The organism is Legionella jamestowniensis (assembly GCF_001467745.1).
GTDB lineage: Bacteria > Pseudomonadota > Gammaproteobacteria > Legionellales > Legionellaceae > Tatlockia > Tatlockia jamestowniensis.
This window is the reverse complement of the sequence record NZ_LNYG01000013.1, coordinates 1,691,237-1,705,041: the sequence shown is the minus strand read 5'-3', so window position 1 is coordinate 1,705,041 and position 13,805 is coordinate 1,691,237. Positions and strand designations below refer to the sequence as shown.

Here is a 13,805-nt window from a genome sequence, read left to right as displayed (position 1 = left end):
CCAAAGACATACGTCATGTCGAACGTAGTGAAACATCTCCTGATACAAAGCAGATCCCTCACTATGTTCGGATAACGTAAGTCTTCCTGATGTTTGCTCCACAGGGACTAGGACGCTCCCAAAGACATACGTCATATGAAACGTAGTGAGACATCTCCTGATACAAAGCAGATCCCTCACTATGTTCGGGATAACGTAAGTCTTCCTGATGTTTGCTCCACAGGGACTGGGACGCTCCCAAAGACATACGTCATGTCGAACGTAGTGAGACATCTCCTGATACAAGGCAGATCCCTCGCTATGTTCGGGATGACGTAAGTCTTTCCTGATGTTTGCTCCACAGGGACTAGGACGCTCCCAAAGACATACGTCATGTCGAACGTAGTGAAACATCTCCTGATACAAAGCAGATCCCTCACTACGTTCGGGATGACGTAAGTCTTTCCTGATGTTTGCTCCACAGGGACTAGGACGCTTCCAAAGACATACGTCATGTCGAACGTAGTGAGACATCTCCTGATACAAGGCAGATCCCTCACTACGATCGGGATAACGGTCGTCTTTTTGGATGTTTGTCACAGTATGGATGGTGCGCTCAGGAGGACGGTAATTTGTGTAAGATAACGGTCTTCCAATTCATTCAAAATGATAGGATTTCACCCCTGTATTGTTACTTGGTTTCTACCGACCCTTGTGATGGAATAAAATGTAATTTTTGCCATCGTGCCGAACGACTGGTCCTGTCTTTTACGTTCCCAGCCAATTGACCACAAGCAGCATCAATATCATCCCCACGTGTTTTACGTGTGATGGTATTAATTCCCTTTGCGATTAATCTGTCACGAAATGCATCAATAGTTGCTTGAGAGGAACGCTCATATTGCGTCAAAGGAAACGGGTTGAAGGGAATAAGGTTAACCTTCGCAGGAACGTCTTTTAAAAGTTTAATCAGTTGTTCTGCATGTTCTGGCTGGTCATTCACATCTTTCAACATGACATATTCAAAAGTCACTTTCCGTTTGGGTTCATTTTTAAAATAAGCTTTGCATAAAGCCATTAACTGCACGAGAGGATATTTCTTATTAATTGGAACCAACTCATTACGTAATTTATCGTTAGGCGCATGCAATGAAACAGCTAAAGCAACGGGACTAACCTCGCGCAGTTTCTGTAATTCTGGTAACACACCTGAGGTACTTAAGGTGACTCGGCGTTTAGACAGACCATATGCAAAATCATCCATCATGATATCCATCGCAGCAACGACATTATCAAAATTAAGCAGGGGTTCTCCCATGCCCATCATTACTACATTAGTAATTTTTTTATCATGGGCTCCTTGTTGCTGGGATAATTCTCTAACGGCAAGCCAGACCTGCCCTATAATTTCTGCTGTACTTAGATTACGGTTAAAACCTTGTTTGGCAGTAGAACAGAAACTACAATTTAAGGCGCAACCCACTTGAGAAGATACACACAAGGTGCCTCTATTTGCTTCAGGAATAAAAACAGTTTCAATGCAGTTCCCACAATCAAGTTTTAACAACCATTTGTGAGTTCCATCGCTAGATTTCTGGCAAGTGACAATTTCTGGCAAGCGAATTTCAGCAATCTGAGCCAGCTTTTCTCGCAGTACTTTACCCAGATTGCTCATTTGTGAAAAATCATGAAAACCAACCTGATGAATCCATTGCATCACTTGTTGCGCACGATAAGGTTTATCACCCAAATCACTAAAAAAATTACGCATTTGTTGATAATTAAAATTCAAAAGATTGATTTTCTGATTCATTTGTTACCTCAACAACTTATTATCTTTTGCAGATTTCATGAGGTTCAAAGAAAAAGGCAACTTCTTGTGCCGCAGTTTCTGCGCTATCAGAACCATGAACCGCATTTGCGTCAATGCTGTCTGCAAAATCAGCACGGATTGTACCATGAGCAGCTTCTTTTGGATTGGTTGCCCCCATTAGCTCCCGATTTTTAGTGATCGCATTTTCACCTTGTAATACTTGAATCATCACGGGCCCTGAAATCATGAATGACACCAAGTCATTAAAAAAAGGACGCTCTTTATGCACCGCATAGAAACCTTCTGCTTCCTGGCGAGATAATTGTTTCATTTTTGCAGCTACTATTTTTAGTCCTGCATTTTCAAAACGTGCAGAAATTTGTCCAATCACTGATTTTGCTACAGCATCAGGTTTAATAATCGATAAAGTTAACTCATTTGCCATAATGCACTCCACTACTTGAGATTAAAAGTGCCATATTATACACGAGATGTTAGTTAACTGGCTAATTAAATTCACTGTTTTAACTTTGATCACCGATAGCTTTATCGAAATGGAGAGATTCGCGATTTTCTTCCGTTTGTACAGAATTTGCACGATACTCTGGAAGCTGTCGAATAAGCTCTGTTACTTTCAGAATTAAATTATAAAATTGAGTACGAAAGTCCCGCAGCCTTGCAGTCATTGCAGCGATGACATCAATAAACCCCTGTAATAAGGATTCTGTTTCTAACATAAAATTTCGTAAACTCGCTATTTGTTCAACAAATTGTTGTCTTAAATCTTCAGAAAGTTTTTGTTGTAGTATTTTTTCAACACGGGTCCACCCTTCATTTTTTAGGGCTACATCGGATGTTTTTGTAACATCTTGCAGGATTAATAAAATATTGATTGCTTGAATAACTGCGTTTTCACTTACAACGATTTGCTGTGATTGCATGGCAGTTTTAATTTTTTTTGCTACCTGTTGTAAAATTTTCTGCCACTCTTCAACTTGTTTTATCAGGCTTTTCTGACTATCAGCAATTAAACGGGTATGTGCTAACTCCTGCTCATGAAAGGCTTCCCCCATTTTTATCAGGGATTGACGTTCTTTTTCTAAATCTTCACGTGTATAACCCCCAGGAGAATCCGCGCTTTTACTTGATTCTCCTGATAATAAATAATCAACAAATAACTTTTGAGCGTACACTTGATAATCGTGTGCTTGTTGTAAAATAATCCCATTTAAAACATTTTTTAAAGGGACACGTACTAACTGATGATAAAACGTATTAGGGCTTTTTATAACACTTATTAAATCCTCTTGCTGAAGACGAATCTTATACCGTTCCATTATCCGTTCCACCGTTACCAAACCATAGGTTGATAACCACTCAGATAAGTCATTTTCCACTTCTGATTTTTCTACGCTCATTGTTTATCCAATATGATTTTTATAACAGTCTGTGATATAAACGCACTATTTTTAAATAGTATAGTGTAAATTATCATGCTAAGCACAAAAGTCAGTGATTTGCAAATTTTAATTGATTTTCTTCGTGTTCCAACGCCTGAAGCATGGCTAAAAGCAGCCACCCAAAACTTGCCTCTTCTTCTTATTGATCATGCCCACTGCGAGCGGAAAGCGGCAGCTACTGCAATCAATTTTATAAGCAAGTATCCAGAAAAAGAGGAGCTTGTTGCTGTTATGTCACCGTTGGCCAGGGAAGAGTTATTACATTTTGAAAAAGTCATCGATCTGATGAAACAACGACAAATTGACTTTGGGCCATTACAACCCTCCAATTACGCTCAAAAAATGCATCAATATGTCACCAAAGGAGGCTGCAAAGAGCGTTTACGTGATCAACTAATAGTAGGGGCCATTATTGAAGCGCGTTCTTGTGAGCGTTTCCATTCCTTACTTTCCGTACTGAGGGACTCACAGCTTGAAAAATTTTATGCCTCGTTAGTCAAATCAGAATCGCGTCATTTTCAAGATTATTTACGCCTTGCAATACTGTATGGCGGTGAGATTGAGGAACGTATCGATTTTTTTCTACAGGTGGAAAATAAATTAATTGGTTCAGAGGATAAGGTATTCCGCTTTCATAGTGGAATACCTTTTCAAAGTTAGGGTCTGTCTACTACGGGGGTATTTAGCTCCTCTAAGGCCATAGCAAATCTATCCGTTAAATAACTATGCAGCCCATTGGTAGAATCTTTTTTCAAGTTATCAAAAACCGCTTTATCAGTCACTAGCTCTTTAGTTTTGTCATCTCTTAAGGTGAATCCTGCATCAAGATTGGCATGATCGGCTTCTAGTGTATACCCTTTTTCCTTAGCCCAGGCAGCTAAAGCTACGTCAAAATATTTCTTCTCTTCGGCAGTAATTATGTTCTTATCAGCCTTGACTGCTGTTTTTATATGTCCAGTATCATCCATAGTAACGCTGTAACTTATATCAGGTAGTGCTTTGCCATCACCTTTTATATTCAGGTTATCACTATTTGATTTATCCCAAGAAATATTAGGTGTGGCCTCATAATCCATTGATTTATAAATGTAATCAACAAAATCGCGCAGATAGCCTACAATCATATTCATGCCGGTAGCCCATTCCACATACGCTTCGGAGCGGCCAGAGATCATTTTTTTAATATTGTCTTCAACTATTTTCTTCGCTTCCATAACCTCTTTCGAATATTGTCTGTCATGTGCCGCGCTACTTTTTCTTTCTTTTATATCCCTTGTTCTTTCAATATTTTTTTGTTCGGTTTCCTTAGCCTCGCGCTCGGCCATAACCTTGACAAAAGGATCGACAGGCACTTGTTGTTCTTTATTGGGAAAAAGACCATTTTTAATATCTTTTAAACTTGCCATTACACTTTCTCCACTAAAATCGCAAAAATTTAAAGCCATTTGTCTTATCATAACACAAAAGCTGAGGACTGTTATCCCAATCACTTAAGACGTACTGACTATACTTATTTTTATTATACTCATATTTTCTTAAGCCAGGCTTATGCGTGTGGCCATGAATTAGAATATTTATGTTGTTTTTTTGCATGTGTTTAAGCATCGTCGTTTCTACCACATCCATTTTTGCTACACTTTTTTTCTTGTTATGTTGGCTATGTTGCCTTACCTGGTGGACCAATCGATTACGCAGCGATAATGGCAAGTGCAAGAAAATCTTAATAAACAAAGGATTTCTCGTTAATCGTCTAAACCACTGATGGGCTCGATCTTTAGTACAATAGCTATCACCATGCATCAACATCACTCTTGTATGCAAGGAAATAATAGTGGGCTCTGAAAGTATCTCCATGCCAGCCAGATTTGCAAATTGGCCACCTAACAAGAAGTCTCGATTTCCATGGATATAATAGATTTTTACCTTTTGTTGGGAGAGCCAATGTAGCCGTTGTGCAATGGCTCTGCTCCATGGTTCAAGCCCATCGTCACCCGACCAGGCATGGAAGAAGTCACCCAGGATATAAAGGGTCCGGGTATTGGCAGCCGCCCAATCAATAAACGCATTAAACCGGGCGTTTATTTGAGCTTCGTCTGGATGCAAATGTAAATCCGATATAAAAACAGCATCTAACATAAGGGTTCTATTTGAATATGTTCATCTTGTAAGAAAATTTGACAGGGTCCTGAGTAAGGCTCAATAGCATCACTTAATCGATAAAAGCCTGCAATTGAAACCAATTCTGCGTCGAGGGATTGGCAAAAAATACGTGCTTGTTTATCACCAGAGATTCCAGCTAGCGCCCTACCCCGTAACGCCCCATAAATATGGATATTGCCATCAGCGAGTAACTCAGCGCCATGACTTACCGATGCAGTAATGACTAAATCACCTCCCTTGCTCACCACCTGTTGTCCAGAGCGAACAGGCGTTGTCAGTAATTTTGTCTTAATGGACTCAACGGCCGTTTCTTGCTCTTCCAGCAATGGCTTGTCATGGCTCGAAGAAGCATTTAGTACTGCCAATCCTTGGCATTGAGCCAATGTGTTCAAAAAAGAATTGGCGCCTTGGACAGCAACAGGTAATAGATGGTTTTCACGCATGCATTGGCAGAATGATTGCAGATCAATCTCTCCGTCTTCGAGCGCGCTGCAGTCCAGTACTACAGGAGTCCTGTCAAAAAGTCGCGGCGCTTTTGCAACGATTTCAATTAATTGTTGCTCAAAGAGGGAGCGATCACGGCTCAGTAATTGCAATACAGTAAAGGTATACAAACGCCCTTTGAGCTTAAAAGCCTGTGATTTCAATAAATTATCAGCCATAATCTCGATATCCATCACCCTTATTTTTGTTTATACTACCATGAGGGGATTAATAACAGAAGGAAATAAACGTGGATAAAGTTTGGTTTGAACATTACCAAAAAGGCGTTCCTTATAGTATTGATGTCAACGAATACACATCGGTTGTAGCATTATTCGAAGAATCTTGTCGTAAATACGCATCCCGAGTTGCCTATATGAACATGGGTAGCCCGCTAACTTATGCAGAGCTTGATAAAAAAAGCGCTCAATTTGCGACCTATTTACAGCAGTTGGGATTAAAGAAAGGGGCTCGCGTTGCCATTATGATGCCTAATTTGCTGCAATATCCCATTGCCCTTTTTGGAATTTTAAGGGCTGGCTATATTGTTGTTAATACCAATCCACTTTATACCAGTGATGAAGTAGCCCACCAAATGGATGACTCAGGTGCAGAAGCAATTGTGGTATTGGCCAATTTTGCTAACACAGTCGAAAAGGCGTTACCTCAGACGAAGATTAAACACGTCGTCATCACACAAATCGGCGATGTATTCCCTACGGTAAAAAAAATGATCGTCAATGCCGTCGTTAAATACATAAAAAAAATGGTTCCGGCTTATCACATCCCGCATGCTATCAGCTTCAATGACGCATTAATGCAGGGCGCAAGCGGCCATCTCGAACCTGTACACATTGATCATCAATCTATTGCTTTTCTACAATATACAGGTGGGACAACTGGGGTATCCAAAGGTGCTATTTTAACGCATGGGAATATGATTGCTAATGTATTGCAAGCCTCTTCATGGATAGCTCCACTTCTAAAAGACGGTCAAGACACTATCGTAACAGCCCTTCCCCTTTATCATATTTTTTCACTGACAGCCAACTGTCTAACTTTTATAAGAGCCGGTGCAAAAAATATTTTAATTACCAATCCACGTGATATAGCCCATTTTATTTCTGAAATTAAAAACAGCGGCTTTACAGCCATTACCGGAGTAAATACCTTATTCAACGCCCTATTAAATCATCCCAAACTACATGAAATTGATTTCTCGAAATTAAAACTTGCCCTTTCCGGAGGGATGGCTTTACAGAAAAGTGTCGCTTTAAAATGGAAAGAGAAAACGCACACGAGGGTGCTTGAAGCGTATGGCTTAACAGAAACAAGTCCTGCTGTAACTATTAATCCTATGTATCTCGAAGATTATAACGGTAGCATAGGGCTACCCTTACCTTCCACAGATCTGGCAATCCGTGACAACGAAGGCAAGGATGTTTTGCCCGGTGAAGCAGGTGAATTATGTGTTAAGGGCCCACAGGTTATGGCCGGCTATTGGCAGAGACCGGACGAAACAGCGCTGGTGTTTACACCGGATGGTTTCTTAAAAACAGGGGACATAGCGCGAATGGACGAAAAAGGTTATGTCTATCTTGTCGATCGTAAAAAAGACATGATTGATGTGTCGGGCTTTAATGTCTATCCTAATGAAGTTGAACAAGTTATCAGTATGCATCCTGGTGTCCTTGAAGTAGGTGTTGTTGGCGTTTTTGATGAGGAGTCCGGGGAGCGTGTTAAAGCTTGTATCGTTAAGCGAGACTCCAATTTAACCTCCGAAGAGATTATTGCTCACTGTCGAGAGCATCTAACCGGCTATAAAATTCCAAAAATTGTCGAATTTTATGACGAATTGCCAAAAACAAATGTAGGAAAAATTTTAAGGCGTGCCCTTAAAACAGAAGAGGCTACTGCTGCATAATACCGTACACTTTGAGTTGTTTACTTATAGCTCGACCTACCGCGGCGTATTCCTGTTTCTGATCACATCTCTGCGTACGCGCAGTGCTTCTGGATCCAGCGAACAAATGTCGCGGGATATAAAGATTGTCCGTATCTCAAGCTATCATGTATTCTATTTTATCTTGCTGCAAAGTTGTCTCATGATCCGGGCTGTGGCCCCCCATACAAGATGCGGGCTGGCAGTATATAGGCAACTTTTAAATTCAACTCCACTCTTATATACCGTAATTTCCTGATAGTGTTCTAACTTTTTCGCCTCTTGTAACGGTAAATTTAACACATCAAGAACCTCATCCGAATTAACCGAATACGGCTCTAATGCATCAATCGTCGCAAACCAGGGATAAATAAAAAAACCACTTAAAGTGGACTCAGGCATCATTAATCGTGGTGACTTTACCCGTGATGGAGCAATACCCAGCTCTTCTTGTAGTTCCCGAAAAGCCGTTGCTAATAGATCCTTATCCCCCTCTTGCCAACGTCCTCCCGGAAAGCAGATTTCACCAGGATGATTTCTTAAGGTTAAACTCCGTCGAGTGAGGATTAAGGAGTTATTCGATAAATTGTGAAGCACCAATACGGAGGCGGTTTGACATAAAGAAGTTTTATCCGGAGTTTTGAAGCCCATTGAGAATTGCCGCTATTTTTGTAAAACATTCACAGTATTCATCTTCCCAGTTCGAGTCAATGACTATTCCACCACCAGCCGCTAGATGCAAAATATTATTACGTGCCACTACCGTACGGATGGCTATATTGCTATCAAAACGGCCATGGTGAGAAAAATAGGCAATACTTCCGCAATAAATCCCTCGAGCGTAAGCTTCATTTTCAGCAATAACACGCATCGATTCAAGTTTAGGCGCACCGGTGATAGAACCGCCGGGAAAACAGGCTTCAAATGCTTGAAAGGGAGATACATCAGCCCTGCGAAGTGCCTCAATATGGCTTACCAAGTGATGAACAGCAGTATAACTTTGGATTTCACACAAAGATGGGACTGAAACTGATCCAGGACGCGCGATTTTACCTAAATCATTACGCAACAAATCAACTATCATCACATTTTCTGCGCGATTTTTACTGCTTTCCAGTAATGTTTTACGCCATAATTCATCCTCTAGGGCGTCGTTAGCTCTTTTTTCCGATCCCTTAATGGGGGAAGTTAGTAATAACTCATTATCCTGTAACAAAAAACGTTCGGGAGAAAAGCTTAAGATATCACTGTCTTCAGTACGCAAAAACGCGGAATAGGGCACCGGATTTTTTAGCCTCACTTGCTTGTACATTTCCCAAGCATCACCCTCGTAAGGTGCATTAAATGGTTGGGTATAATTCACTTGATAACAACGCCCTTCCTCCAAACTCCTACGAATGGTTTTAAATCCATCATAATAAGAAGATTTAGTAAGTAGCGGTTTAAACGTTTCTTTCAAACCAAACATTTTATCTTTTACATGACCAAGTTCCCACAGTGTTAAGATTTCCTGGGTGATAGCAAGCGTTTCAGGCTGGGTATTTGCAGAAAATAAGACAACTTTTTTTTGTGCATGATCCGCAATAATTGCCCAGTCATACAAACCTATATTTGCCAAAGGTATTCCTAGTAAATTAGGTTGCGGATGGGAGTGGATATCAAAAAGGCTCGTCCCTAAATCATAAGACCAAAAGCCAATGGCGCCACCCTGGAATGGCAAATCAGCAACAGATTCTCGCAAAGGAACCCATTCCTCCATCTGTTTGAATGCCAAACTTGTACAAGAATCCTGCTTTAATTTAATTAACCGGTAAGGGCAAGCACTCAAAATATCATAGCGACCGCGCCATTTATCGCTACTTTCAAGCAATACAAAACCCGGTAATGCAGTTAGGTTTTGATAATTCTTAAGCAAATCCGCAGAATATTGCAGATTAAATATTGTAAAACCCATCAGACGATACCTTTTTGTACAATTTTTTTAGAAAAAATCTTTACATAAGTGGAATGTAATTGTACATTTGGCATTATTTTTCTCAAATCAGGACAATGTATGAAAATTTGCTTCCCTTCGATTATGTATTTCGAGCACCCGTTCATATGGGAATATAACCCTGAAGCTAACCGCGCTGAGTGTACACTAAAATTAGCAGGGACAAATAAAAACTACAACAAATCTGATTTACTTAAATATTTGAGAACGGTCGAAGGGGTTTCAATCGAGAGTGAAACTGCCGTTATTAATGATGTGAATCATTTTATCAAAACCAATCCCCTGATGCCTCTTTATGAGTTAGAAAAGCCTAAAAAAAGACCACACTCCAAATCTTCTCCAACTTTCTTTGAGAAGAAGACCACAATTAGCATCTCTTCCAATTCTGCAGAAGATTGCAAAGGTATTCGCATTGAGAATTTTATTAATAAAGAAAATTGGCCTACTGAATGGGGCAATACACTAAGTTGTTTGTCGTATTTTACAGAAAAGAATAAATCGGATGCCCGAAACCGTACCGTAGATCTCGTTTTTTCTGCTTATGATCTACCCAAAAATCTTCAATATAAAAAAAATGAAGCGTTGTATCCGGTAAAGCAACAACAAATGGAAATTATTTGCGCCCTTTTTAATGACATCTTGGCACCTCTTTATGACAGTATGGCCCCGCAGGAAGAATTACCAAGAAATTTGAGTGCTTATTTACGAAACATGGTGGATCAGATGATGACGAATAAGCGTTTAAATTATGGTCCCACACCCACTGAAAAATTGTCTCCTGAAGAACGCGATGAAAAATTCTCCGATAATAAGCATGAGTGTGAATTTGCAATTTATCAAGAATATATCGCTCGTGTGAATGTAATGCTGAGGGGACTATTATTTTTCATCTCTTCTGAAATGACCGCTTACTCGCTAACAAAAGATAAAGAAACAGCTGATAAATTGGAGTTACTCAGGATTAAATTTAGTACATGCAACCAAAAAGACTTATTTGCCGAAAATCTTGATATCTTAAGAAAACTAACCATTGAAGCAGGAAAAATAGAATATGCCTTTGATTTACTGATGCATGAGCTAAATGAGAAAATAGAAGGCAAAGCAGCTTGTGTGGCTAATGTGTATTCTTGCTACCAGGTTATGCTTAAATTCCTAAAAGTAAAATTGTCTAAAGAAAAAGATTCTGTGCATAATGCATTGACTGAGGAGACTGTTACCGAGACGATTAGAGCCCTCATAGATACGTATGCCGCAGACACGGAAGCTAAAAAGCATATTGGTATACCCTCTACGGCTCATAAAGATATTTATCTATCCAAATCCCTAGAGAATGCGTTGAAAAAAGCGCTTGATGAAACTGATTTGGGTAAAATAAAGAAAAAGGACTTACCTTTGAAACTTAAGGATATTCTCATGCAACTTATAGAAGAGGAATTAAAAGCTTCTGTTCAACTCAATAAAGCTACCAGCAGCAACGAGTTGGATCACGAGGAAACATTCACTCCTACGTTAATTTAATACTTAATTTGCTCATGCGTACAGCAGTGGTCGGTCGTTTCGAACCCACCACTGAAATTCATAGGTAGTTTGCGTTGGGTCATTGAATAATTGAATCAGATAAAATATCACCACATTGACTATAGTGAACATACATGAGGCAAATATCTAAGATTGTCCATTAAAAATATACGGCCCTTTCTTCGTTACATTCCCAAAGACGTGCGTCATGTCGAACGTAGTGAGACATTCCTGATACAAAGGAACTCCTTCACTATGTTCGTGATGACGGTTGTCTTTTTTGATGTTTACCACAGTGTGGTTAGGATACTCTGAAAGAAGGCATATGAGGACAGCCGTGGAAATATCACCAACCTCTAGTTTTTAAGAGCAATTGTGAGTATCCTATGGCGGCGTTGCTAACAAGGAGACAGACGTGACAACAGTCGCCCGTTTTGAAATACCTTTTGTTCAATTCATTAATGAACAAGGAAAACCTTCAGGCAATTTACCATCGTTTACTGCCAATAAAGAGGTTTTAAAGGAACTATACAGTATTATGGTCCGTACAAGAGCTTTTGATAAAAAAGCCATTGCTCTCCAGCGTACAGGAAAAATGGGAACCTATGCTCCAATTAACGGCCAGGAAGCTATTTCAACGGCTATTGGCCATGCGATGCGGAAAGAAGATGTACTGGTTCCTTATTATCGCGACTACGCAGCGCAATTCCAACGTGGTGTTAAAATGTCTGAAATTTTAGCCTATTGGGGTGGCGATGAACGTGGAAGCCAATTTGCTTGCGGATCAGAAGATCTTCCAATTTGTGTCCCTATCGCCTCTCAATGTTTACATGCCACTGGTGTCGCGTTTGCCTTTAACTATCGCAAACAACCTCGTGTTGCCGTTGTTTGTATTGGTGAAGGCGGTACCTCAGAAGGCGATTTTTATGAGGCCATGAATGTGGCTGGCGCCTGGAAATTACCCGTTGTTTTTGTGGTTAATAATAATAAATGGGCTATTTCTGTACCATTATCCAAGCAAACTGCTTGTGAAACGATTGCTCAGAAAGCAATAGCCGCAGGATTTGCAGGCATTCAAATTGATGGTAATGATGTACTGGCCTGTCGTGAAGTAATTAGTGAAGCTATTGAAAAAGCACGCCGTGGCGAAGGTCCGACTTTAATTGAAGCATTAACCTACCGTCTTTGTGACCACACGACTGCTGACGATGCTACACGATACCAACCTTGTGAAGAAGTTGAACAAGCCAAATTAAAAGAACCTATAAGCCGCTTCAAACATTATTTAGAACAACAAAATATTTGGGATGCCAAGCAAGAGGAAAGACTGCTTGAACAAAGTGGCAAAATGATTGAGGAAGCAGTGACCGAATACTTAAACCGTCCGCCGCAACCTGTTAGTAGTATATTTGATTATCATTATGCACAGCTGCCCGATTATCTCATAGAGCAACGTGCAATAGCCATGGAGGAAGCGGCTCATGCCTGATATAACGCTTGTTGAAGCAGTAACCCAAGCCTTGGCATATGAGTTGGCCAAGGATGAAGATGTGATCGTTTTTGGTGAAGACGTGGGTAAAAATGGTGGTGTCTTTCGTGCCACTGTTGGTTTACAAGAGCGGTTTGGTGAGCATCGTGTTTTTGACTCTCCGCTTGCTGAATCGATGATTGCAGGCCTTGCTGTGGGTATGTCGGTTCAGGGATTAAAACCCGTCGCAGAATTTCAATTTATGGGATTTATTTATCCTGCCATGAACCAAATTATTTCCCATGCCGCCCGCATGCGTAATAGAACACGTGGCAGATTACATTGCCCTATCGTGTTTCGAGCACCTTTCGGTGGAGGCATTCGCGCTCCTGAACACCACTCAGAAAGCACCGAAGCGTTATTTGCTCATATTCCTGGTTTACAGGTGGTTATCCCCTCCTCGCCTAAGAGAGCGTATGGTTTGTTATTAGCAGCAATTCGAAGCCCTGATCCAGTGGTCTTTTTAGAACCCAAACGAATTTACCGATTAGCTAAACAGCCCGTAGAAGATAATGGTATCGCTTTGCCTTTGGGTAAATGCTTTACTCTTCAGGAAGGAGAGGACATTACTTTAGTCAGCTGGGGAGCAAGCATGCATGAAACCTTGCAGGCTGCAAAACAGTTAGCAGAAGAAGGGGTTTCTTGTGAAGTGATTGATGTGGCATCCATGAAGCCCTTAGATATTGAGACTATTATTGCTTCCGTCGAAAAGACTGGGCGCTGCGTCATCGTTCATGAGGGCGCTAAAACCTGTGGGGTTGGTGCGGAAATTGCCGCACAGCTCATGGAAAACTTATTACATGATTTATTAGCCCCGGTTCAAAGAGTGACTGGTTACGATACTGTAATGCCCTATTTTCAATTAGAAAAACACTACATACCGAGTGTTTCTCGAATTAAAAACAGTGTCATGAGCATAATGGAGTGAT

At 40.5% G+C, this 13,805-nt stretch carries 13 protein-coding genes; 5 read left to right on the top strand and 8 right to left on the bottom strand.

Annotation, left to right across the window (positions count from 1 at the left end; translation table 11 throughout):
• Positions 1-670 precede the first annotated feature (670 nt).
• The 3 genes from rlmN to Ljam_RS11895 form a co-directional block, all read right to left on the bottom strand.
• On the bottom strand, positions 671-1,792 hold the full coding sequence (rlmN, locus tag Ljam_RS11905) for a dual-specificity RNA methyltransferase RlmN (protein ID WP_058450231.1): 1,122 nt from the start codon (positions 1,790-1,792) through the stop codon (positions 671-673).
• Between the two features lie 19 nt (positions 1,793-1,811).
• Positions 1,812-2,237: a nucleoside-diphosphate kinase gene (gene ndk / locus Ljam_RS11900; protein WP_058450230.1), complete on the bottom strand. Its 426-nt coding sequence runs from the start codon at positions 2,235-2,237 to the stop codon at positions 1,812-1,814.
• A gap of 79 nt (positions 2,238-2,316) precedes the next feature.
• Positions 2,317-3,210: a hypothetical protein gene (locus tag Ljam_RS11895; protein WP_058450229.1), complete on the bottom strand. Its 894-nt coding sequence runs from the start codon at positions 3,208-3,210 to the stop codon at positions 2,317-2,319.
• A 75-nt stretch (positions 3,211-3,285) separates the two neighbouring features.
• Here Ljam_RS11895 and Ljam_RS11890 point away from each other — a divergent pair, with 75 nt between their 5' ends.
• On the top strand, positions 3,286-3,912 hold the full coding sequence (locus Ljam_RS11890) for a MiaE family protein (protein ID WP_058450228.1): 627 nt from the start codon (positions 3,286-3,288) through the stop codon (positions 3,910-3,912).
• Here the strand turns inward: Ljam_RS11890 and Ljam_RS11885 are convergent.
• Genes Ljam_RS11885 through minC form a run of 3 tightly spaced genes read right to left on the bottom strand, consistent with a single transcriptional unit; the run spans position 3,909 to position 6,074 of the window.
• The gene (locus Ljam_RS11885) at positions 3,909-4,658 is read right to left on the bottom strand and encodes a hypothetical protein (protein ID WP_131762509.1); all 750 of its coding nucleotides are present in this window, start codon (positions 4,656-4,658) and stop codon (positions 3,909-3,911) included. The two genes, Ljam_RS11890 and Ljam_RS11885, sit on opposite strands and share 4 nt — an antisense overlap.
• A 13-nt stretch (positions 4,659-4,671) precedes the next feature.
• Positions 4,672-5,388 carry a UDP-2,3-diacylglucosamine diphosphatase gene (locus tag Ljam_RS11880; RefSeq protein WP_058450226.1) on the bottom strand — a complete coding sequence of 239 codons (717 nt, stop codon included), beginning with the start codon at positions 5,386-5,388 and terminating at the stop codon, positions 4,672-4,674.
• Entirely contained in the window at positions 5,382-6,074 is a 693-nt protein-coding gene (minC, locus tag Ljam_RS11875; RefSeq protein ID WP_058450225.1) for a septum site-determining protein MinC, read from the bottom strand. Before minC ends, Ljam_RS11880 begins: the two co-directional genes overlap by 7 nt.
• 71 nt (positions 6,075-6,145) lie before the next feature.
• Here minC and Ljam_RS11870 point away from each other — a divergent pair, with 71 nt between their 5' ends.
• The gene (locus Ljam_RS11870; RefSeq protein ID WP_058450224.1) at positions 6,146-7,819 is read left to right on the top strand and encodes an AMP-binding protein; all 1,674 of its coding nucleotides are present in this window, start codon (positions 6,146-6,148) and stop codon (positions 7,817-7,819) included.
• Between the two features lie 153 nt (positions 7,820-7,972).
• On the opposite strand, the gene Ljam_RS11865 is transcribed toward Ljam_RS11870, so the two are convergent.
• Positions 7,973-8,488 carry an NUDIX hydrolase gene (locus Ljam_RS11865; protein ID WP_058450223.1) on the bottom strand — a complete coding sequence of 172 codons (516 nt, stop codon included), beginning with the start codon at positions 8,486-8,488 and terminating at the stop codon, positions 7,973-7,975.
• The gene (gene pabB, locus Ljam_RS11860) at positions 8,466-9,794 is read right to left on the bottom strand and encodes an aminodeoxychorismate synthase component I (protein ID WP_162262928.1); all 1,329 of its coding nucleotides are present in this window, start codon (positions 9,792-9,794) and stop codon (positions 8,466-8,468) included. Before pabB ends, Ljam_RS11865 begins: the two co-directional genes overlap by 23 nt.
• A gap of 96 nt (positions 9,795-9,890) precedes the next feature.
• Here pabB and Ljam_RS11855 point away from each other — a divergent pair, with 96 nt between their 5' ends.
• From Ljam_RS11855 to Ljam_RS11845, 3 genes are all read left to right on the top strand, one after another.
• Positions 9,891-11,348: a hypothetical protein gene (locus Ljam_RS11855; RefSeq protein WP_058450221.1), complete on the top strand. Its 1,458-nt coding sequence runs from the start codon at positions 9,891-9,893 to the stop codon at positions 11,346-11,348.
• Between the two features lie 415 nt (positions 11,349-11,763).
• Positions 11,764-12,837, top strand: coding sequence for a pyruvate dehydrogenase (acetyl-transferring) E1 component subunit alpha (pdhA, locus tag Ljam_RS11850; protein ID WP_058450220.1), 1,074 nt, complete (start codon positions 11,764-11,766; stop codon positions 12,835-12,837).
• Positions 12,830-13,804, top strand: a complete 975-nt coding sequence (locus Ljam_RS11845) for an alpha-ketoacid dehydrogenase subunit beta (RefSeq protein ID WP_058450219.1) — start codon at positions 12,830-12,832, stop codon at positions 13,802-13,804. Before pdhA ends, Ljam_RS11845 begins: the two co-directional genes overlap by 8 nt.
• Position 13,805: the final 1 nt, after the last annotated feature.

Coding starts and splice junctions, on each gene's coding strand:
- rlmN (WP_058450231.1), bottom strand. CDS start 1,792: ATGAATCAGAAAATCAATCTTTTGAATTTTAATTATCAACAAATGCGT.
- ndk (WP_058450230.1), bottom strand. CDS start 2,237: ATGGCAAATGAGTTAACTTTATCGATTATTAAACCTGATGCTGTAGCA.
- Ljam_RS11895 (WP_058450229.1), bottom strand. CDS start 3,210: ATGAGCGTAGAAAAATCAGAAGTGGAAAATGACTTATCTGAGTGGTTA.
- Ljam_RS11890 (WP_058450228.1), top strand. CDS start 3,286: ATGCTAAGCACAAAAGTCAGTGATTTGCAAATTTTAATTGATTTTCTT.
- Ljam_RS11885 (WP_131762509.1), bottom strand. CDS start 4,658: ATGGCAAGTTTAAAAGATATTAAAAATGGTCTTTTTCCCAATAAAGAA.
- Ljam_RS11880 (WP_058450226.1), bottom strand. CDS start 5,388: ATGTTAGATGCTGTTTTTATATCGGATTTACATTTGCATCCAGACGAA.
- minC (WP_058450225.1), bottom strand. CDS start 6,074: ATGGCTGATAATTTATTGAAATCACAGGCTTTTAAGCTCAAAGGGCGT.
- Ljam_RS11865 (WP_058450223.1), bottom strand. CDS start 8,488: ATGGGCTTCAAAACTCCGGATAAAACTTCTTTATGTCAAACCGCCTCC.
- Ljam_RS11855 (WP_058450221.1), top strand. CDS start 9,891: ATGAAAATTTGCTTCCCTTCGATTATGTATTTCGAGCACCCGTTCATA.
- Ljam_RS11845 (WP_058450219.1), top strand. CDS start 12,830: ATGCCTGATATAACGCTTGTTGAAGCAGTAACCCAAGCCTTGGCATAT.